Below are 19971 nucleotides of genomic sequence, written 5' to 3'. Positions count from 1 at the left end.
CCACCAGATCCTCACCACCTGGAACAACACCACCGCCGAGCATCGCCCGGGCACGCTGACCGCACGTTTCGAGCAGCAAGCCGCGCGCACTCCATACGCCATCGCGGTCACCGACGCCGCCACCACGCTCACCTACCAACAACTCAACGACCGCGCCAATCAGCTTGCTCACCACCTCGGCGCAGGCCTCGACACCACCGTCGCCGTCGCAGTGCCCCGCAGCACCCAGCTGCTCATCACCCTGCTGGCCATCGGCAAGACCGGGGCCGCCTACCTCCCCATCGACCCGGACCACCCCGCCACCCGCATCCAGCAGCTGCTCGCGGACGCCCGGCCCCGGCTGCTCATCACCACCACCGGCAACGGCGCGAAGGGCGTCCCCGTTCTCTACCTCGACGACCCGGAAACCGCTGCGGCCGTGGCCGCCCGGCCCACCACCAACCCGACGCCCGGAACCCACCCAGACCACACCGCGTACCTCATCTACACCTCCGGTTCCACCGGCCGACCCAAGGGCGTCATGGTGTCGCACCGGTCGATCGTCAACCGCCTCGACTGGATGCAGGCCGAATTCGGGCTCACGCCCGAGGACCGGGTTCTGCAGAAGACGCCGGCCGGCTTCGACGTCTCGGTGTGGGAGTTCTTCTGGCCGGTCCTCGTGGGCGCAACCCTCGTGATGGCCAAGCCGGACGGCCACCGCGAGCCCGACTACCTGGCCGCCCTGATCCAGCGTGAGCGGATCACGACCATCCATTTCGTACCGTCGATGCTCGCCACCTTCCTCCAGGAGCCGGCCACCACGGCCTGCCGCAGCCTCACGCGGGTCATCTGCAGCGGCGAGGCGCTGCCCACCCACCTGGCCGAGAAGTTCCACGCGACGCTGCAGGCCGGACTCTTCAACCTCTACGGGCCCACGGAGGCCGCGGTGGACGTCACCTTCGCCCCCTGCACCCCCGGCCGGCAAGGTGCCTCGGTGCCGATCGGCCGGCCGGTCTGGAACACCCAGGTGTACGTGCTGGACCGGCGCCTCCGGCCGCTGCCACCCGGCGTCCCCGGCGAGCTCTACCTGGCCGGCGTCCAACTCGCCCGCGGCTACCACAACCGCCCCGACCTCACCGCCGAACGCTTCACCGCCAACCCGCACGGCACCCCCGGCAGCCGCCTCTACCGCACCGGCGACCTCGCCCGCTGGCTCCCCGACGGCACCCTCGACTTCCTCGGCCGCGTCGACCACCAGGTCAAACTCCGCGGCATGCGAATCGAGCTCGGCGAGATCGAAAGCACGATCCTGGAGCACGAGGCAGTGGCCGAGGCCGTCGTGACGCTCGACGTCGACCAACGCGGCGAGCAGCGGCTGGTCGGCTACCTGGTGCCGGACGGGTCCAAGGCGGCCGCGGTCCGGGCGCTGTTAGCACTGGAGAAGGACGGCACCGCCGACGGCGTACCGCGCATGACCTTCCCGGACGGGATGTCGGTCTTCTACCGCAACCGGTCGGAAACCACGTTCTTGCGCGAGGAGATCTGGGAGAACGAGGAGTACCTGCGCAACGGCATCGTCATCGCGGAGGACGCGTGCGTGTTCGACGTCGGCGCGCACATCGGCATGTTCACGCTGTACGCCGCGGCGCGCGCCCCCAAGGGTGTGGTGCACGCCTTCGAGCCGATCCCGGACCTGTTCCACGTGCTCGCGCTCAACACCCGGTTGCACGGCGTCAACGCGCGGCTGCACCCGATGGGCCTGTCCGACGCCGACGGGACGGTGACGTTCGCCTACTACCCGGAGCTGTCCATCATGTCCGGGCGCTACGCGGACACCGACGAGGACCGGACGGTCGTCCAGGCGTACACGGAACAGACCTGGCAGGAGGTCACCGAGCCGGGAGTCGAGGGCCTGCGTGCGATGGTGGACGAGCTGGTCAGCGACCGGATGCGGCAGGAGATCGTGTCGACCCGGGTGCGCACGCTGTCCCAGATGATCCGCGAGACCAGGGTCGACCGCATCGACCTGTTGAAGGTCGACGCGGAGAAGAGCGAGGAGGACATCCTGCGCGGCATCGAGGACGCGCACTGGCCGATCATCGACCAGGTCGTCGCCGAGGTGCACGACGTGGACGGCCGCCTCGACGCGATCACCGAACTCCTCAAGGGGAAGGGCTTCCAGGTCACTTCCGGCGTTACCTCGGCGCTGCACCGCACCCGGCTGGTGACGCTGTACGCCGTCCGCGAGGTGCGCGGCGGCACCAATCCGCCACAGGCGACGCGATGGTCCGACCCGGACCGCCTGGTCGAGGACGTGCGCGGGCACCTGCGGGAGCAGCTGCCGCTGCCGATGGTCCCCGACGCCATGGTCGTGCTCGACGGGCTGCCGCTGTCGCACAACGGCAAGCTGGACCGGCGTGCCCTGCCCCACGCGGCCCGGGCGGACCGGGGACCGCGCCGTCCGCCGCGGACCGACCGCGAAGAGGCGCTGTGCCGGTTGTTCGGCCAGATCTTGGACGTGCCGGAGATCGGCATCGACGACGACTTCTTCGAGCTGGGCGGCCAGTCCTTGCTGGCGATCCGGCTGGTCAGCCGGGTGCGCGCCGAACTGGGTGGGGACGTGAGCATCCGGACTGTGTTCGAGTCGCCCACGGTCGCCGCGCTCGCCGAGCGGATCGGCGAGCGGACCGGCCGAGATGATGTCGCTGTGCTGCTGCCGATCCGGGCGTGGGGCAGCGAGCCGCCGCTGTTCTGCATCCATGAGCTGTACGGGCTGAGCTGGGCGTACCGCCGGCTCGCCGAGCACGTGCCGGCCGATGTTCCGGTGTACGGCCTGCAGGCCCGCGGGATCCTGGAGCCCGAACGGTTGCCCCGCTCGGTGGCGGAGATGGCGCTCGACTACGTGGAGCAGATCCGCTCGGTCGCGCCGCACGGGCCGTACCGTCTGCTGGGCTGGTCCTCCGGCGGCAATGTGGCACATGCCGTCGCCACGGCCCTACAACAAGAGGGTGAGCAGGTCAGCTTCCTGGCGCTGCTTGACTCGTACGTGCCCGACTGGCACCGCCGGCAGGGTGACGACGACGAGGACATGGTCCTGCGCCGGATCGTCGAATTCCTCGGGCGGGACGACGGCCGGCAGCGGGACCGGGAAGCTGTCCTGGCGCTGCTGCGGGAGGAATACGGCGGCTGGGAGCATCTCGGCGACTGGATCTTCCCGGCGTTCGTGGACGCCGCGATCAACACCCGCGCGATCGTCCGGGAGTCCAAGCCTGAGGTGTTCGAGGGTGACGTGCTGTTCTTCTCGGTCGAGGGTGACCAGCCGCACCTCGGCTGGGAGCCCTACGTGACCGGACAGGTCGAACAACACCCGGTCTCAGGCGCGCACAACGACATGATGGAGCAACCGGCGGTGGACCAGATCGGCGCCGTCCTCCGCCGGAGACTGCCATGACGAGCGGCAACCGGGACCGCAACGGGCTGATGCGGCACGTCGAGTCGCTGGCCGCGGCGATGATGCCGACACCGCTGGTCCCGCTGGCCGACGAGCGGCTGGACCTCTACGCCAAGCTGGAGTTCAGCAACTTCTCCGGCAGCGCCAAGGACCGGTCGGCCCTGTGGATCCTGCGGCAGGCGATCCTGCGCGAGCAGGTGACCCGGAAGTCGGTCCTGGTCGAGTCGTCCTCGGGCAATTTCGCCATCGCCCTTGCGTCGCTCTGCGCCTCGCTCGGTCTCGAGTTCGTCCCGGTGATCGACTCGAACGTCAACCGGAGCACCGAAAACTTTTTGCGGGCGCTCAGCAGCCGGGTGGAGCGGGTGCACGACATCGACGACACCGGCGGCTTCCTGAAGTCGCGGCTCCGACGGGTGCAGGACCTGCGCGCGGAACTGCCGGACTCTTACTGGCCCAACCAGTACGCGAACACCGACGGCGCGGACGCGCACTATCGCTTCACCGCATCCGAGTTGTGCGATGCGCTGGACCGCATCACCCACGTCTTCGTCGGTGTCGGTACGGCCGGCACCATCGCTGGTCTGTCCCGTCGTCTGAAGAAGACCGATCCGCGCGTACGCGTCATCGCCGTCGACGTCGAAGGATCGGTCATCTTCGGCGGCACCCCGGGCCGCCGGCGCATCCCCGGCATCGGCTCCAGCATCATCCCGCCGCTGCTGCAGCACGCGCTCATCGACGAGACCCTGCTGGTGTCCGAATACGCGAGCATCGTCGGCTGCATCCAGCTGTGGCAACGGCACGGCATCTTCGCCGGCGGGTCCAGCGGCAGCGTCTACGCGGCCGTCCAGCGCTACTTCGCCGGCTACCGCGGGCCCCGCCCGCGGGTGGTGTTCCTGTGCGCCGACCGCGGCAACGCCTATGCCGACACCGTCTTCAACCCACAGTGGGTCGCCGAGACCTATCCGGAGCGGATCGACGACGTGTTGATCTCCTCAACAGCATCAGTGTGATTGGAGGAGAGCGCATGCCCTACGCCCCGCCCGAAGCACTGCTCGTCGTCCGCGGCGCCGAAGTCGCCGAGCAGATCGAAGGGAACCGGGAGACGGTTCAGGACATCGTGCGTGAGGCCTACCTGACGCACGCCCGTGGCGACTCGTCGCTGCCGCACAGCAGCTTCCTGCGCTTCCCGGACCGGGAACGGGACCGAATCATCGCGCTGCCCGGTTACCTGGGCGGGCAGTTCCGGGTCTCGGGCGTGAAGTGGATCGCCAGCTTTCCCGGCAACATCACGCACGGATTGGCGCGGGCGTCGGCCGTCCTGTTGCTCAACGACGCCAGGACCGGGTTCCCGTACGCGTGCCTCGAGTCCTCGCTCATCTCGGCCGCCCGCACCGCCGGGTCCGCCACGCTGGCCGCCGAGGAACTGATCGGCGGGCGGCGTGCCGGGCGGGTGGGATTCGTCGGCACCGGCTTGATCGCCGAGCACATCCGGCGCTTTCTCACCGAGCTCGGCTGGGAGATCGGCGGGTACCGGCTGTTCGACACCGACCCGGCGGCGGCCGAGCGGTTCGCGCAGACGCTGCGCGAGACCGGCGCACCCGACGTCAGGGCCGTCGGCGACGTCCGCGAGGCGTTCTCCGCGTGCGACCTGGTGATCCTCGCGACCGTCGCGGGCACGCCGCACCTCGCCGACCCGCAGCTCCTCCGGCACGCCCCTGTCGTGCTGCACGTCTCGCTCCGCGACCTCGACCCGGCGCTGATCGCCGCGGCGCAGAACGTCACCGACGACATCGGGCACGTCGTGCGCGAGCGGACCTCGCTGCACCTCGCGGCGGAGCGGTTCGGACACCAGGACTTCATCGACGGCACGCTCGCCGATGTGCTGACGGGCGGCTTCACCCGGGACCCGGTGCGAGCCGTCGTCTTCTCCCCGTTCGGGCTGGGCGTGCTCGACCTGGCCGTCGGCAAGCACGTCTACGACCGGGTGGCCGGACTCGGCGGAGGAAGCCCGGTGGCCGGCTTCTTCCCCGTGCGTTAGCCATGGACGAGCCGTTCCTTGACATCAACTCCCTTACCCGTACGTACCGGAGCAAGGGTGGTGCCCTGGTGCACGCCAACGTCGACATCGACCTGGCCGTCGCGCCGGGTCAGGTGTTCGGCCTGCTCGGCGCCAACGGCGCGGGCAAGACCACCATGGTCATGCAAATCCTGGGGCTGCTCACATGCCGCTGACCGTCGATCTCGTCGTTCTCACCGGGATGGCGCTGCTCGGCCTGATCGGGTCGGCCCGCTGGTTACGCTGGCGGCTGTGAGTCTTACGCCGTCGGCGTGCCGGTGACGATCCCCTGCACGGCGGCGGCCAGCCGCTCCTCTCCCGCTCTCCATCCCGCCGTCCAGCCGAGTAGGCGGCGCCGGTGGGCCACCGCGCGCTCACCGGCCTCGGCGATCGCCCGGGCTCGGGACCGGGGACCCGGGCCGCCGCCGTACTCGGCCGCGGCGCACACCTCCGCCGGTTCCGTCGGCACGTCCTCGATGCGGTCCTTCAGCGCCTCACCCATCGACGACGCCTCCGCGTCTAGGACGAGCCGCACGGCCCGGCCCACCTCGTGGTGGGCGCGCCGGAACGGGACGCCGCTGCGCACCAGCTCCTCGGCGATCGCCGTCGCGACGGTCATGCCGTCCCGGGCGCGCCGCTGCATGGCCGCGGGGTTCACTGTGGTCCGGGAGAACACCTTGACCAGGATCGCGGCGGCGTCGCTGCTCTCGCGCAGCGCGTCCCATATCGGCTTGATTCCCTCGGTGCCCACCGAGATCGAGTTGGTGTACGGTTCGTTGCGCATCGCCGCGGCCGCGGTCACGAACGCCCCGAGCGCCGCCGAGGACTTGCCGCGTACGTTTTCAAGGACGAACGGATTGCGTTTCTGCGGCATCATGGAACTCGAGCCCACCAGGTCATCGGGCACCGTCAGCAGGTCGAACTCCTGTGACGACCAGAGCAGCAGGTCGGTCGCGGCCCGGCTCAGCAGCACACCCAGCGTCGCAGCCGCGGCCACGATTCGCAGCACCACGTCCCGCGCGGCTACCGCGTCGATCGAGTTGCGCAGTGGGCCGGCGAAGCCGAGCAGCTCGGCGGTCCGATCCGCGTCGATCGGGATCGAGGTGCCACCGACGGCACCGGCACCTAGCGAGCTGTACGCCAGCCCCTCGCCCGCTGCCAGCAGCGCGTCCACCTCCCGGGCCAGACCGCCGGCCAGGCCGGTCAGGTAATGCCCGTACGTGATGGGGGTCGCCGGCTGGAAATGGGTGTAGGCCGGCATGACGCACTCGCCGTACCGCCGGCTGCGGTTGATCAGGACGAGTTCCAGCCGGATCAGGCGGTGGATCAGCTCGGCCAGCGGCTCGCGCAAGCCGAGCCGCAGGCAGGTGGCGTTGAGGTCGTTGCGCGAGCGGCCGGTGTGCAGCAGGCCGCCCACCCCCTCGCCCAGCGTCTCGATCAGGTGGCCCTCGTAGGCAAGGTACAGGCCGCGCGGCGCGGGCCGGCCCTCGATCGGCCGGAAGTCCTGCCGGCGCAAATCGGTGACGGCCGCCAGCAAGGCCGCGGCCGCGGCCCGCCCGACGATGCCCCGCTCGGCGAGCATGACCACGTGCGCCAGGTCCACCCGGGCGATGCGGTCCAGCTCGGCCTTCCACGGCGCGGTGACTTTCCAGCGGGGTTCCAGCAGCATGCGCTGAAGCTCGGGGTCCAGGCCGGTGGTCAGCCGTCCGGTGTCCGCCCCTCCTGTCGCCGTCATCGGATTTGCGGCGTGGAAACCCGGCCGTTTACGGCCGGGAGGAAACGCCGCTTCCTCCCTTCGGATGATTGTCTTACGTGGACGGTAAAATGTGGGGCGTGGGTGAGGTGGTGAAGCGGGCGTACAAGTACCGCTTTTATCCGTCTCCTGAACAGGCCGAACAGTTGTCCCGGACGTTCGGGTGTGTGCGTCTGGTGTACAACCGGGCGTTGGAGGCGCGGACCCGGGCGTGGGCGGTTGACCGGCAACGCACCACCTATGTGCAGTCGTCGGGGTGGCTGACGGGGTGGAAACGCACCGATGACCTGGCGTTCCTGAATGAAGTGTCCTCGGTGCCGTTGCAGCAGACGTTGCGGCATCTGCAGGCGGGGTTCGTGGCGTTCTGGGACAAGCGGTCCCGGTATCCGAGGTTCAAGTCCAAGCGCAAGTCCCGGGCGTCGGCGGAGTACACCCGCTCCGCGTTCCGGTGGCGTGACGGCCGGCTCACGTTGGCGAAGATGAACGCGCCGCTGAACATCGTGTGGTCGCGGCCCCTGCCCGAAGGGGCGGAACCCTCCACGGTCACGGTGTCCCGGGACGCCGCCGGCCGCTGGTTCGTGTCCATCCTGGTGGAGGACCCGGCCGTGAAGCCGCTGCCGCCCGCCGCGGCCGAGGTTGGCGTGGACGCGGGCATCACCAGTCTGCTCACCCTGTCCCACCCGATGCCCGGAATCAGCGACGAGGAAGGCAAGGTGGCCAACCCGCGGTACGGGCAGGCCGACCGGCGCAAGCTGGCCAAGGCGCAGCGGAACCTGGCCCGCAAACAGAAGGGCTCCAACAACCGGGCCAAAGCCCGAATGAAGTTGGCCCGCATCCATGCCCGTGTCGCCGACCGGCGGCGGGACCATCTGCACAAGCTGACCACTCGACTCGTCCGTGAGACTCAAACGGTCGCGATCGAAGACCTCAGCGTGCGGAACATGCTCCGCAACCGCCGCCTCGCTCGTGTCATCTCCGACGCGGCCTGGGGCCAGTTCCGCAGCATGCTGGAGTACAAAGCCCAGTGGTACGGGCGTGAGGTGATCCCCGTCGACCGGTGGCTGCCCTCGTCCAAAACCTGCTCGATGTGCGGGCGGATCAACACCACCCTCGCCCTCAACGTGCGCGCCTGGACGTGCCCGGGTTGCGGGGCCGAGCACGACCGGGACATCAACGCTGCTAAGAACATTCTCGCCGCCGGGCTGGCGGAGAGGTAAAACGCCTGCGGAGCTGATGTAAGACCTCAAGGGAAACCTCCCGGAAAGGCAGTCGGCGATGAAACAGGAAACCTCACGGGCGACCGTGAGAATCCCGGCCCTTCAGGGCCGGGAGGATGTCAAGTCAGGGTTCCTTCCGGATCTCCGGTGTGAGCTTGTGCAGCGCCGCCTCGGCGGCCGCGCCGGACTGCGCGACGACGTGGCCGATGCGGTCGCGGAAGTCGCCGTTGCGGGCCAGCAGGGCACCCGGCTCGCGGTAGATCTGCACCTCGACGACGCCGAGGATCGCCGCGGCGTCCTCGACGCCGTGCACGGCGACCAGCTCGCCCTCGGCGTCTGGGATGAGGAAACGGATCGAGCTGGGTCGCGGTGCGACGTCCTGGGACAGGCGCGGCGCCAGGCCGGCGAACCCGCGGACGGTCTCCAGCACCAGGTCCAGGCCGGTCGCCTCCTGCACCAGGCGGGGAATCCAGCCGCCCGCCAGCCGCGGGTTGACCTCGATGAGCACCGGGCCGTCCGGGCCGAGGCGCAGCTCCACATGCGCCGGGCCGAAGGACAGCCCGAGCCGCAACACCGCCCGCTGGGCGGCGTCTCGCAAAGCGTCCTCGTCGGGCGGGGAAAGCGTCGCCGGAAAGTCGTGGCCGGTCTCCACGAAGGACGGCGGTGCGCCGAGATGCTTGCGCGTCAAGCCGACCGGGACACCGCCGAAGAGCTCGACGGAGAACTCCGTCCCTGGGACGTATTGCTCCAGCAGGATCCGCTGCGGCAGCGGCCGGCCGCGCTCGTCGACCCGCTCGCCCAGCAGCTTGCCCGCGTACCGGACGGCCTCCTCCGCGGTGCCGCACAGGCGCACGCCGCGGCTGCCGCTGCCGGAGACCGGCTTGACGACGACCGGCGTGCCGAGCCGGTCAACCGCGGCCGCCGCTTCGTCCACACCCGAGATGCCGGCGAAGCGCGGGACCTGAACGCCAGCGGCGTGCAGCCGCTCGCGCTGCCGTTCCTTGTCCCGGGTGACCTCGACCGCGGCCGGGTCGGCGCCGGGCAGCCCGAACCGGCCCGCGGCCGCGGCGGCGATGCCCACGTAGTACTCCGAGCTGGTGCCTACCCCGGCCAGATCGCCGGCCAGGTTCGCGCACGCGCGTACCACGTCGTCGAGGTCGTCGGTCCGGGCCGCGACGACGTCCGGCTCGTCGTCTCCCCAGTGATAGCGGGACGCGTTCTCGGTGAGCAGCACGGGCCTCAGGCCGCTCGCCCGGGCGCGTCGGACGAAGAGCCGTCCGGTGCCGGAGGTGTTGCTCTCCACCAGGACGAGGATGCGGTCGCTCATCGCGTGCCCACCGCCGCCCGTAGGTCGACGACCTCGTCGCGGGTGCGCCGCCGCCAGGCGTACCGGCTCCAGCGGTCCTCCAGGTCGCCCGGATGGGCGATCTCCGTCGGTTCGCGGGGCGTCTCGACGCCGGCCAGCCCCTCCCGCCGCAGCCACGCGTCGTGGAAGACGGTCCGCTGGTAGCGGTGCCCCTCGTCGGGCATCACGGCCAGCACCGTGCCGCCCGGGTTGTGCCGCGTCCACCACTGCCCCACCTGGTAGGCGGCACCGCTGGTCGGGCCCATGAAAAGCGTGTGGTCGGCGTGCAGCCGCCGGGTCATGGCGAACGCGTCCCCGGCCGGCACCCAATGCACTTCGTCGAACAGTGAATGGTCCAGCACCTTCGGCAGCAGCCCGTTGCCTAGGCCGCGGAGCCGGCGCCGGCCGTTCGGCGCGCCGAACAGGACGCTGCCGGGGGTGTCGACGCCGATCAGCACGAGATCGGGCCAGAGCAGCCGGAGGAAACCGGCGATGCCGGTCGAGGAGCTGCCCGAGCCGACCGGGCAGATCAGTGCGTCCACCTGCGGGAACGACTCGGTGATCAGCTCGGCGACCCGGCCGTACGCGTTGGCGTGCATGGTGTTGTCGTACTGGCCGGGGGTGAATGGCGAGCGGTGCCGCGCCCGGATGCGTTCCACCCGGTCGAGGCGCGCCTGCTGGATCCCACCGGTTCGGGCGGCCTGTCCGCTGACGATGCTCACCCGGGCGCCGAGCGCCTCCAGCCGGCGCCGCAGGTGGCTGTCGATGGCGGTGTCGCCGACCAGGATCAGCGGTAGCCCGAGCCGGCGGCACACCATGGCCAGCCCCAGCCCGTACGTGCCGGAGGTGGTCTCGATGACCGTGCTGCGCTCGGTCAGCTGCCCCTGTTCCAGGGCCCGCTGCAGCACGAACTGCGCGGGCAGGAGCTTCATGAGCTGGAAGGCGGCGGCGTACAGGTCGCCGGAGAGGTGGATGAGCCGCGGCAGGACGGCCGAATCCACGACGTCCGTGAAGGGCTTACGAATCCGGAAGGCGCTCATCGTCCCCGTCCGTGAAGAACTCCCAGGTGTGGGAGATACCGATGCGGAGGAGCTCACGCCGGGCCCGGTCGGTCTTGCCGGCGAGATTCGGGTCCGCGGCGTCGAAGAGCAGGCCGGCCACGCTGCCGCTGTGCGCCACCTCGATGCCGGCCGCCCGGGTCTCCTCGGTCACCTGGAGCAGCCGCGGGAAGTGCTCGATCGGCAGGAACCGCTGGTTCAGCCGGGCGCTCGCGGTGGCCGCCCGGCCCAGCGCCGCCACGTCGCCCTCGGCCGCGCCCCGGCGCAGCATGCCCCGCAGCGCGCGGAAGCTCTCGATCTCCCACCGGCTGTACCGGGCCGGCGCGAGTGCCAGGGTGTCGATCGGCTCGGGGCGGGCGACGAAGCCGATCACCTTTATCCGCGGCATGCGCACCTTGAAGTCCTCCAGGATCAGGCCCTCCCGGTGGGCGAACAGCAGCATGCGGTCATACATCAGCGGGTCCGCCGCGCGCTCGGCTTCGACCGCGATGCGTGCGATCCGGTCGGTGGGCAGGGTGCCGCCGAACGCGCTCAGCACGGCCCGGATCGTGGCGGTGACGTCGCTGGTGGACGACCCCATGCCGAAGCCGGTAGGGATGTTGCTCTGCACCGACACGGCCCCGCCGGCCTTTTCGCCCAGGATGTCGGCGGTGGCGCGGGCGGCCAGCAACGCCTTGGTCTTCCACGGCGGATGCACCGTCCACTCCGGAGTTTCCTCGGTGACGACGACGCTCGCCTCGGTGCTCATGATCGGGCAGGGCAGCGTGACCAGTCCCCGGTGCAGGGAACCGGCGAATTCGAAGACACCCTGCAGAAGCTCGCCGTGGTGGCCGTGTGCGGTCCCCCACCCCCGGCGGTCGCTGTCGCCGGGAAGGAGCAGGGTGCCCTGCGCCTCGTCCTGCTGGCTGCTCAATTGCCTACCCGTCTCTCTCCAGCGCCGGCGCGGCGTGCCAGCGCGAATTCCACCACCTGCCGGCTCACCATGGCGAGCTGGTGCTCAACGGCCGGGCTCGGTATCCCCTGGCACAGCGCCGACGCGCGGTCCACCGCCACGCCCAGCGGGGTCGGCCAGCCGCGCAGGGAGTGCACCGTGTCGCGCAGGGAACGCATCGTGTTGACTGGGCCCTGCGTACCCGCACCGACGGCGACACAGCCGACCGCTTTGTCGGTAAGGTACGGATTGGCGTGGTCCCGGAGTCCTTCCAGGTAGTCGATGGCGTTCTTCAGCAGTCCCGAGAGCGAGCCGTGATGGGAGGGCGATCCCAGCAGTACCCCGTCGGCCGCGGCCACCGAGGCGAGGAGCTCGCCGACCGCCGCCGCGTCGCGGGCGTCGGCCGGCGAACCGTACAGCGGAAGCCGCAACTGCTCGCCCCGGAAGAAGCACACGTCCGCGCCCAGCAGCTCGGCGTGCGTCGCCGCCACCCGCAGCAGGCTCTCCGTGGACGACTGCGGCGCCTGGCTTCCGCACAGGGCCACCACGCGGATTACGCCCATGTCGCTCACCGCATGCGCCGCAGCGGGGGCCGGGTGGTCTGCGCCGCGCCGGCCAGGGCTTGCGCCACGCCGGCAACGGTCGGGTCCATCATCACGTCCCGCAGGTTCAGCTCGACGCCCAGCTCGCTGCGGATCCGGCTGAGCAAGCGGACGGCCAGCAGGGAGTGCCCGCCGAGGTCGAAGAAGTTGTCGTCGTCGGTGACCGACGGCACCTCCAGGACCTCGGCGAAGAGTTTGCGTAGGATCGTCTCCCGCCCGCCGGCCGAGGCCGGCCCCGCCGCGCCCGGCTCCGGCGGGGTGGGCAGCGCGTTCGTGTCCACCGTGCCTGCGGCGGTCAGCGGCAGCGCGTCCAGCAGCACCAGTCGCCGGGGGACGAGGTAGTCGGGCAGCCGTTCGCTCCATGCCCGCCGGATGGCGTGGACTACGGCGCCGGACTGCCTGGGCACCACGTAGGCCAGCAGGCCGTCCTCGTCGGCCACCACGACGGCCTGGGACAGCAGGTCGCCGTCCGCCAGTCGGGCCGCGATCTCCGCCGGGTGCACCGGCACCCCGTCGATCACAACCTGGTCCTCGACCCGGCCTGCGACGTGCAACTCTCCCTGCCGCGTCCATTTGGCCAGGTTCCCAGTACGCCGCAGACGCGTGCCCGGGGGTCCGAACGGGTTGGCCACCGTGTCCGCCGCCGGCCCGTCCGCGCTGACGTACAGCTCGCCGAGCACGCCGTACGGCACCGGCTGCAGCGCTTCGTCGAGCACGAACGACTGCCTGGCGTTGCCGGCCGCCATCAGATCGTGCCGGTCCTGCTCGCCGAGCACCGGCAGACGGCCGACCGGCAACGACGGGTCCGCGGCGGCCGCGGTGAGCAGCCGCTCCCAGGCGGCGACGAAGAATTCGATGGTCTCCCGGTCGAAGAGTTCGTCGGCGTACTGGATGAAGCCTTGCAGTCCCCGCTCGCTGCCGTCGTCGCCGAAGCGCTCGTTCACCTCGATGACCAGGTCGAACCGGGAGATCGGATTGAAGATCTCTTCGTCAGTGATTCCCAGGCCCGCGTAGTCGACCTTCGCGACGTTCTGCAGGACGAGCATGACCTGGAAGAACGGGTGGCGGGCCAGGGAGCGGTTGGGGTTGAGGGCCTCGACGAGGTAGTCGAAGGGCAGGTCCTGGTGGGTGTAGGCGTCGAGGTTGGTGGCGCGGGTCTGCTGCAGCAGCTCGGTGAAGGTGGGGTTGTCCGCCGTGCTGGTGCGCAGCACGAGGGTGTTGACGAAGAAGCCGATCAGCTTGTCCAGGGCGGGGTCGGTGCGTCCGGCGGTGGGTGCGCCGATCGGGATGTCGGTGCCGGCGCCGAGGCGGGTCAGCAGGGCGGCCAGTCCGGCGTGGATGACCATGAACAGCGTGGCGTCGTGCCGCCGGGCCAGGCGGGTGAGGTCCCGATGCAGGGCGGCCGGCATGGTGAAGTGCGTGGTGGCGCCGTGATGGCTGGCGATGGCCGGCCGGGGCCGGTCGGTGGGCAGGACAAGGTGGTCCGGTAGCCCTTCGAGCTTCTGGCGCCAGTAAGCGAGTTGCTCGTCGCGTACGGTGCCGAGCAGCTTCTGCTGCCAGAGCGTGTAGTCGATGTACTGGACCGGCAGGGGCGCCCAGCCGGGGGCCTGTCCCTGCCGGCGAGCCTGATAGGCGGTCGTGAGGTCCTCGGCGAGGGGCGCGAAGGACCAGCCGTCGCCCGCGATGTGGTGCAGGGTCAGCAGCAGCACGTGTTGCCGGTCATTCAGAGTGAACAGATCCGCGCGCAGCGGTAGCTCACGGTCCAGGTGGAACGGCCGGCGCGCGGCGGCGGCGAGGTCGTCGGGCAACCGCGGCGCGGTGCTGTCGTGCCGCTGCAGCGGCACGGAGAAGTCTTCGAGGACGTGCTGGGTGGGTTCGCCGTCGACCGGCCGGATCAGGGTGCGCAGGCTTTCGTGCCGGCCGATCAGGTCGGCCAGGGCGGCGTGCAGGGCGTCGTGGTCGATCGGGCCGTCGAACCGCAGCGCATTGGGCAGGTTGTAGGTGGCACTCGGACCTTCGAGCTCGGCCAGGAACCACAGACGGCGCTGCGCGTAGGACAGCGGGGGTCCAGCCGGCCGCGACTCGGCGGTCAGCGCGGGCCGGCTTCCGCCGGTTGCCTCGGTGAGGCGGGCAGCGAGGGCGGCGATGGTGGGTGCCTCGAAGATGGCCCGGGTGGGCAGCTCGGTGTTCAGGGTGGCCCGGATCCGGCTGACCAGCCGGGTAGCGAGCAGCGAATGCCCGCCGAGCTGGAAGAAGTTGTCGTCGATCGTCACGCCGGCGGTGCCGAGGACGTCGGCGAAAAGGTCCGCGAGCGTCTTCTCCGTCGCGGTGCGCGGCGCCCTCCCGCTGCTGCCGGCGGGGCTCTGCGGCACGGGCAGGGCCTTGCGGTCGATCTTCCCGTTCGGGGAGACCGGCAGGCTGTCCAGCACCACGAACACGGCCGGCACCATGTGCGGCGGCAGCAGGGACTCCGCCGTCTTGTGCGCGTCCTGCGGGTCGACCGGCCCGGCCAGGTAGGCCGCCAACCGCTCGTGGCCGGCCGTGTCGGCGCGCAGCATCACCACCGCGTCGCGGGTGCCTGGCGTGGTCCGCAGCGCCGCCTCGATCTCCCCCAGTTCGACCCGCCGCCCGCGGATCTTCACCTGGTGGTCGGTCCGGCCGAGGAACTCGAGCTGTCCGTCGGGAAGTCTGCGTACGAGGTCGCCGGTGCGGTACAGGCGCGCGCCGGCCCGGCCGGAGAACGGATCCGGCACGAACGCCAGCGCCGTGCCGACCGGATTGTCGAGATAGCCGAGTCCCACGCCCTGCCCGCCGACGTACAGCTCGCCCGCCGTGCCCGCCGGGGCCGGCTGGAGCGTCTGGTCCAGCACGTAGAGCTCGGTGTTGCGGACCGCCCGGCCGATCGGCGCGACCACGCCGGCGACGTCCGCCGCGCTTCGGATGAACCCGTGCGTCACGTCATCCGAGCACTCGGTGGGCCCGTACGCGTTAACCATCGGCACGCCGGGGAAATGCCGGAACCAGCGCCGGCACAGGTCGGCGGAGAGGGCCTCGCCGGTGACCAGCAGCCAGCGGAGCGTCTCCAGTCCGGGCAGCGTCGCGCCGTCGTCCCAGGCGTCCAGCGCGGCGCGCAGCAGCGACGGCACCACCTCCAGTACTGTGACCCGCTCCCGGTCGGTCTGCCGGAACAGCGCCACCGGGTCGAGGGCGGTGTCGTCGTCGACGACCAGGACGCAGCCGCCGACGGTAAGCGCCGCGAGCATCTGCCACACCGAGACGTCGAAGGTCAGCGGGGCGTTTTGCACCACGATGTCGGCGGCGACCAGGTCGAGGTCCTCGTTCTTGGCCGCCAGATGGTTGACCATGCCGAGGTGATGGACGAGGGCGCCCTTGGGCAGGCCGGTACTGCCGGAGGTGTAAAGCAGATACGCCGCCTGATCCGGCCGGACCGGGGGCGGCTCGATGCCGGCCGGCTTGGCAGCCTCGCCGAGGACGACGACTCGCACCCCCGCAGCCGCGGAGATCTCCGCGGCGGTCTCGGCGTGCTCGGGGCCGGCGAGCAGGACATCCGCCCGGCTCGACTGCAGCAGCGACGCGTTGCGGGCGGCCGGGGCGCGGGTGTCGAGCGGCAGGAAGGCGTGGCCGGCCCCGTGCGTGCCGAGCACCCCGACGATGACGTTGACGCCGCGCTCGGCGTAGATGGCGCATCTGCCGCCCGGCGGGATGCCGAGGGACAACAGCTGACGGGACAGCGCGCCGGCTCGGCCGACGAGCTCCGCATAGGTGATGCGGACGTCGTCCGCGATCACCGCTGGTGCCTCGCCGTGGGCCGCCGCCTGCTCGTGCACCCGCTCCAGCAGGCTGCTCATGGCGTCGGGCCGGTGCGCCCCGGTCAGCTCGGTGATGAGCCGTGCCCGCTCGTCGGGACCCAGTATCGACAGCCGGCCCAGCGCGCGCTCGGGGTGGCCGGCGATCTGCTCCAGGAGCCGGATGAGCCGGTCGCCGATGGTCTTGGCCTCGGCCGCGGCGAACAGGTCCGGCCGGTAGTCGATTTGCAGCTGCCAGTCGGGGAACGGGATGGCAACGAGCCGGAGCGGGACGTGGGCCGCGTCGTGCACGTCGGCACCGGCCAGCGACAGCCCCGCGCCGAGGTTCTTGAACTTCGCCAGGTCCAGCGGGTAGTTCTCGACGATCACCACCGTGTCGTAGAGCTGGCTCAGGCCGGCCGTCCGCTGAATATCGGTCAGGCCCAGGTGCTGGTGGGGCAGCAACTCGGCCTGCTGCTCCTGCAGCTCGGCGAGCAGCTCGACCACCGGGCGCGACGCCCGCGGGCGAGCCCGGACCGGCACGACGTTGATGAACGAGCCGATCATCTCCTCGGCGCCGGCCACCTCGTCGGACCGGCCGCTGACCGTGGCGCCGAAGCACACGTCGTCCCGGCCGGTGAGGCGCGCCAGCAGGATCGCCCAGGCGCCCTGGATGATCGTGTTCGCGGTGAGGCCGTGCCCCTTCGCCAGCCGGGTCATCGCCGCCGCCAACTCGGCCGGCAGCACGATCGTGTGCTTGTGCGGCATGACCGGCAGCCGGGCCGGGTCGGCCGGGGCGACCAGCGTCGGCTCGGTCAGCCCGGCCAGGGCCGCCCGCCATGCCTCCCGGGCCTTCTCGGCGTCCTGCCGGACCAGCCAGGCGAGGTGGTCGCGGTGCGGCACCGGGGCCGGCAGCGCGTCGGCGTCGCCGCGCCGCTCGTACAGCCGGAAGAGCTCCTGCAGCAGCACCGGCATCGACCAGCCGTCCAGCAGGATGTGGTGGTTCGTGAGCAGCAGGCGCCACTGGTCGTCCGCGCTGCGGATGAGGGTGAAGCGAATCGACGCGGGCTGCGCCAGGTCGAAGCGCCGGTCCAGCTCCGCCGCGGTCAGCCGGGCCACCTCGACGTCCCGGCGCTCGGCGGGCAGCTCCCGGAGGTCCTCGAAGCGCCATGAGGCGGCCACGCCCTCGACGATCAGCTGCACCGACTGGCCGTTGTCGCGCTGGCGGAAGGCGGCGCGCAAGGCCGCGTTGCGCCGCACCAGAGCGTCCGCGGCGGCACGCATCGCGGCCGGGTCCAGGTCTCCAGCCAGGTCGAGGGAGTACTGGACGTGGTACACGTCCGGGCCCTCCCGGTCGTAAAGGGCGTGGAACAGCACGCCCTCCTGGAAGGGCGTCAGTGGCAGGATGTCCACCACTCGGACCCGGTCCGCCACGTCACGCCTGCCGTTCCATTGCTTGGACCAGGCTCCTCGGCCGCATGTCGGTCCAGTTCTCGGACACGTAGGTCAGGCAGGCGGCGCGGTCAGCCTCGCCGAACACCACGGTCCAGCCGGCCGGCACGTCTACGAATGTCGGCCACAGGGAATGCTGACCCTCGTCGTTCACGAGAACCACAAAGGGCACGCCCTCGTCGTCGAAAGGATTCGTCACGGCGATGCTCCCGGTCCGTCTCGAATGGATTCCGGTACTGGCTTCCGGCAGGCTAACAATCGCTCCTAACACTCGACTTAGCTGCGGCTTAAGCGGCTGCATGGTGGTCGGCAAAGGATGTCTTCAGGCCGGTTCGGGCCCGATGACTGAATACCGCACCGGCCCGCATGATGTATGCGGCCATCAGCCCCGAGGAAAGTGCGGAGCCATGTGCGGAATCGCTGGGTATCTGGACCTCCGCGGGGACCACCCCGTCGACCAGGAGGTTCTGTCGGCGATGACGGCCACGCTGGAGCACCGGGGCCCGGACAGTGCCGGGCGGTTCACCGACCCGGGGATCGGACTGGGCTTCCGGCGGCTGAGCATCATCGACCTCGCGACCGGCGCTCAGCCGATCACCAACGAGGACGGCAGCGTGGTACTCGTCTGCAACGGCGAGATCTTCAACCACCGGGAGCTCCGGGACGGGCTGACCGCCCGCGGGCACACCTTCCGCACCGGAAGCGACGTCGAAGTTCTGGTCCACCTGTACGAGGAGCGCGGGACGGGGCTGCTCGACGTGATTCGCGGGCAGTTCGCCTTCGCGATCTACGACCGGGCGCGGCGCCGGCTCTTCCTGGCCCGGGACCACGTCGGGATCCTGCCGCTGTTCTACGCGCGGACCGCCGGCCATTTCGTCTTCGGCTCGGAGAACAAGACCGTCCTGAGCCACCCGGCCGTCCCGCGCGCGGTCGACCTGGCGGGCCTCGACCAGGTGCTCACGTTTCCCGGGCTGGTCAGCCCGCGCACCATGTTCGCCGGCGTGCACAGCCTGGAGAGCGGCCACTATCTTCTGGTCCAGGACGGGCAGGTGCAGAAGGTCCGCTACTGGGACCTGGACTATCCCGAACTCGGCGAGGGGCCCGCGGAACGGCCCGAGGAGTTCTACGTCGAGCGGCTGCGCGGCCTGCTCGCGACGTCGGTGCAGCGGCGGCTGCTGGCCGACGTGCCGGTGGGGTTCTACCTGAGCGGCGGACTGGACTCGTCGCTCATCGGCGCCCTGGTCGGCGAGGTCTCGCCGCACACCCGGCGCCACTCCTTCTCGATCGCCTTCCGAGACGCCGGCATCGACGAGTCGCCCTTCCAGCGGCTGATGGCGGCCAAGCTCTCCTCGGTCCATCACGAGGAGATCTTCGGCGTCGCGGACGCCGCCGAGAGCTTCCGCCGGATGATCCGGCACGCCGAGTGCCCGGTGAAGGAGACCTACAACACCTGCTCGCTGTCCCTGTCGGCGGCGGTGCGACGCGCGGGGGTCCGGGTCATCCTCACCGGGGAGGGCGCCGATGAGCTGTTCGGCGGCTATCCCGGCTACCGCTTCGACCAGATCGACCGCACCGGCCTGCCGTACCGTCGCGGCGTCCTCGACCTGCTGGAGGCCGAGGCCCGGCAGCACCTGTGGGGCGACGAGAAGGTCTTTTACGAACGCGACTACCTGGCCTGGAGCGACACCAAGCTGGAGCTGTACTCGGCGGAGGCGGCGGCCGAATTCGACACCTTCGAGTGCCTGGCCCTGCCGCTCGTCGACCATGAGATGCTGCGCAACCGGCATCCGCTGCACCAGCGGTCCTACCTGGACTTCAAGTTGCGGCTCTCCGACCACCTGCTGGCCGACCACGGCGACCGGATGGGGCTCGCCAACGCCGTCGAGGCGCGCTACCCGTTCCTCGATCTGGACGTCATCGACTTCGCCCGGACCCTTCCGCCGCGCCTGATGGTGACCCCGCAGGGCGGCGAGAAGCACCTGCTCCGGCAGGCGGCGCACGGGCTGGTGCCCACCGAGATCATTCAGCGGGAGAAATTCGGCTTCCGGGCGCCCAGCAGCCCCTGGCTGTTGCGCCAGCATCCGGAATGGGCGAACGACCTGCTGTCACACGCCCGCATCAAACGACAGGGCTACTTCAATCCTGACACCGTCGAGCGGCTCAAATCCCAATACCTGAGCGCCGATTTCGACGTGCATCCGCATGTGGGCGACGACCTGCTGCTGGTCGTCCTCAGCTTCGGGGTGCTGCTCGATGAGTTCGACCTGCCCGACCACCATTGATTCCCGGCATTTGGCATGGCCGTAACGGAGGAAGGAAAG

The 19971-nt window shown here is 70.6% G+C and carries 13 protein-coding genes; 6 read left to right on the top strand and 7 right to left on the bottom strand.

All coding sequences use genetic code 11. The annotated features are described in order from the left end of the window. The 4 genes from A6A27_RS30735 to A6A27_RS30720 form a co-directional block, all read left to right on the top strand. Positions 1 to 3430: amino acid adenylation domain-containing protein (locus A6A27_RS30735; RefSeq protein WP_143194259.1), on the top strand; the 3430-nt coding region annotated here is incomplete at its 5' end. Then, positions 3427 to 4440, top strand: a complete 1014-nt coding sequence (gene sbnA, locus A6A27_RS30730) for a 2,3-diaminopropionate biosynthesis protein SbnA (protein ID WP_073838139.1) — start codon at positions 3427 to 3429, stop codon at positions 4438 to 4440. The genes A6A27_RS30735 and sbnA, both read left to right, overlap by 4 nt. Positions 4441 to 4454: 14 nt before the next feature. Beyond that, positions 4455 to 5468, top strand: a complete 1014-nt coding sequence (gene sbnB, locus A6A27_RS30725; RefSeq protein WP_073838138.1) for a 2,3-diaminopropionate biosynthesis protein SbnB — start codon at positions 4455 to 4457, stop codon at positions 5466 to 5468. 2 nt (positions 5469 to 5470) lie between these two features. Further along, entirely contained in the window at positions 5471 to 5662 is a 192-nt protein-coding gene (locus tag A6A27_RS30720; RefSeq protein WP_073838137.1) for an ATP-binding cassette domain-containing protein, read from the top strand. An 83-nt stretch (positions 5663 to 5745) separates the two neighbouring features. Here A6A27_RS30720 and argH read toward each other — a convergent pair whose 3' ends face one another. Beyond that, on the bottom strand, positions 5746 to 7221 hold the full coding sequence (argH, locus tag A6A27_RS30715; RefSeq protein ID WP_083673000.1) for an argininosuccinate lyase: 1476 nt from the start codon (positions 7219 to 7221) through the stop codon (positions 5746 to 5748). A 98-nt stretch (positions 7222 to 7319) separates the two neighbouring features. Here argH and A6A27_RS30710 point away from each other — a divergent pair, with 98 nt between their 5' ends. Then, a complete protein-coding gene (locus A6A27_RS30710) occupies positions 7320 to 8456 on the top strand; it encodes an RNA-guided endonuclease InsQ/TnpB family protein (protein ID WP_073838143.1) in 1137 nt (378 codons plus the stop codon). Positions 8457 to 8580: 124 nt separating this feature from the next. On the opposite strand, the gene A6A27_RS30705 is transcribed toward A6A27_RS30710, so the two are convergent. Genes A6A27_RS30705 through A6A27_RS30680 form a run of 6 tightly spaced genes read right to left on the bottom strand, consistent with a single transcriptional unit; the run spans position 8581 to position 17849 of the window. Next, entirely contained in the window at positions 8581 to 9783 is a 1203-nt protein-coding gene (locus A6A27_RS30705) for an ATP-grasp domain-containing protein (RefSeq protein WP_073838136.1), read from the bottom strand. Beyond that, the gene (locus A6A27_RS46955) at positions 9780 to 10841 is read right to left on the bottom strand and encodes a pyridoxal-phosphate dependent enzyme (RefSeq protein ID WP_073838135.1); all 1062 of its coding nucleotides are present in this window, start codon (positions 10839 to 10841) and stop codon (positions 9780 to 9782) included. The genes A6A27_RS30705 and A6A27_RS46955 overlap by 4 nt, the downstream gene beginning before the upstream one ends. Then, complete coding sequence (locus A6A27_RS30695; protein WP_083672999.1) at positions 10819 to 11772, bottom strand: GHMP family kinase ATP-binding protein; 954 nt, start codon at positions 11770 to 11772, stop codon at positions 10819 to 10821. The genes A6A27_RS46955 and A6A27_RS30695 overlap by 23 nt, the downstream gene beginning before the upstream one ends. Continuing rightward, on the bottom strand, positions 11769 to 12353 hold the full coding sequence (locus A6A27_RS30690; protein ID WP_073838134.1) for an NADPH-dependent FMN reductase: 585 nt from the start codon (positions 12351 to 12353) through the stop codon (positions 11769 to 11771). Before A6A27_RS30690 ends, A6A27_RS30695 begins: the two co-directional genes overlap by 4 nt. 5 nt (positions 12354 to 12358) lie before the next feature. Beyond that, positions 12359 to 17632 (bottom strand): non-ribosomal peptide synthetase, encoded by a 5274-nt coding sequence (locus A6A27_RS30685; protein WP_073838133.1) that lies wholly within the window; start codon positions 17630 to 17632, stop codon positions 12359 to 12361. Position 17633: 1 nt separating this feature from the next. Beyond that, the gene (locus A6A27_RS30680) at positions 17634 to 17849 is read right to left on the bottom strand and encodes an MbtH family protein (RefSeq protein WP_073838132.1); all 216 of its coding nucleotides are present in this window, start codon (positions 17847 to 17849) and stop codon (positions 17634 to 17636) included. Between the two features lie 4 nt (positions 17850 to 17853). Between A6A27_RS30680 and asnB the strand changes: the two genes are divergently transcribed. After that, complete coding sequence (asnB, locus tag A6A27_RS30675) at positions 17854 to 19932, top strand: asparagine synthase (glutamine-hydrolyzing) (protein ID WP_338013323.1); 2079 nt, start codon at positions 17854 to 17856, stop codon at positions 19930 to 19932. Positions 19933 to 19971 lie beyond the last annotated feature (39 nt).

This window comes from Micromonospora sp. CB01531 (assembly GCF_001905095.1).
Taxonomy (GTDB): Bacteria; Actinomycetota; Actinomycetes; order Mycobacteriales; family Micromonosporaceae; genus Micromonospora.
Note: the sequence above shows the minus strand (reverse complement) of the source record. Positions and strands in the feature narration are given on the sequence as shown.

Coding starts and splice junctions, on each gene's coding strand:
- sbnA (WP_073838139.1), top strand. CDS start 3,427: ATGACGAGCGGCAACCGGGACCGCAACGGGCTGATGCGGCACGTCGAG.
- sbnB (WP_073838138.1), top strand. CDS start 4,455: ATGCCCTACGCCCCGCCCGAAGCACTGCTCGTCGTCCGCGGCGCCGAA.
- A6A27_RS30720 (WP_073838137.1), top strand. CDS start 5,471: ATGGACGAGCCGTTCCTTGACATCAACTCCCTTACCCGTACGTACCGG.
- argH (WP_083673000.1), bottom strand. CDS start 7,221: ATGACGGCGACAGGAGGGGCGGACACCGGACGGCTGACCACCGGCCTG.
- A6A27_RS30705 (WP_073838136.1), bottom strand. CDS start 9,783: ATGAGCGACCGCATCCTCGTCCTGGTGGAGAGCAACACCTCCGGCACC.
- A6A27_RS46955 (WP_073838135.1), bottom strand. CDS start 10,841: ATGAGCGCCTTCCGGATTCGTAAGCCCTTCACGGACGTCGTGGATTCG.
- A6A27_RS30690 (WP_073838134.1), bottom strand. CDS start 12,353: ATGGGCGTAATCCGCGTGGTGGCCCTGTGCGGAAGCCAGGCGCCGCAG.
- asnB (WP_338013323.1), top strand. CDS start 17,854: ATGCTCCCGGTCCGTCTCGAATGGATTCCGGTACTGGCTTCCGGCAGG.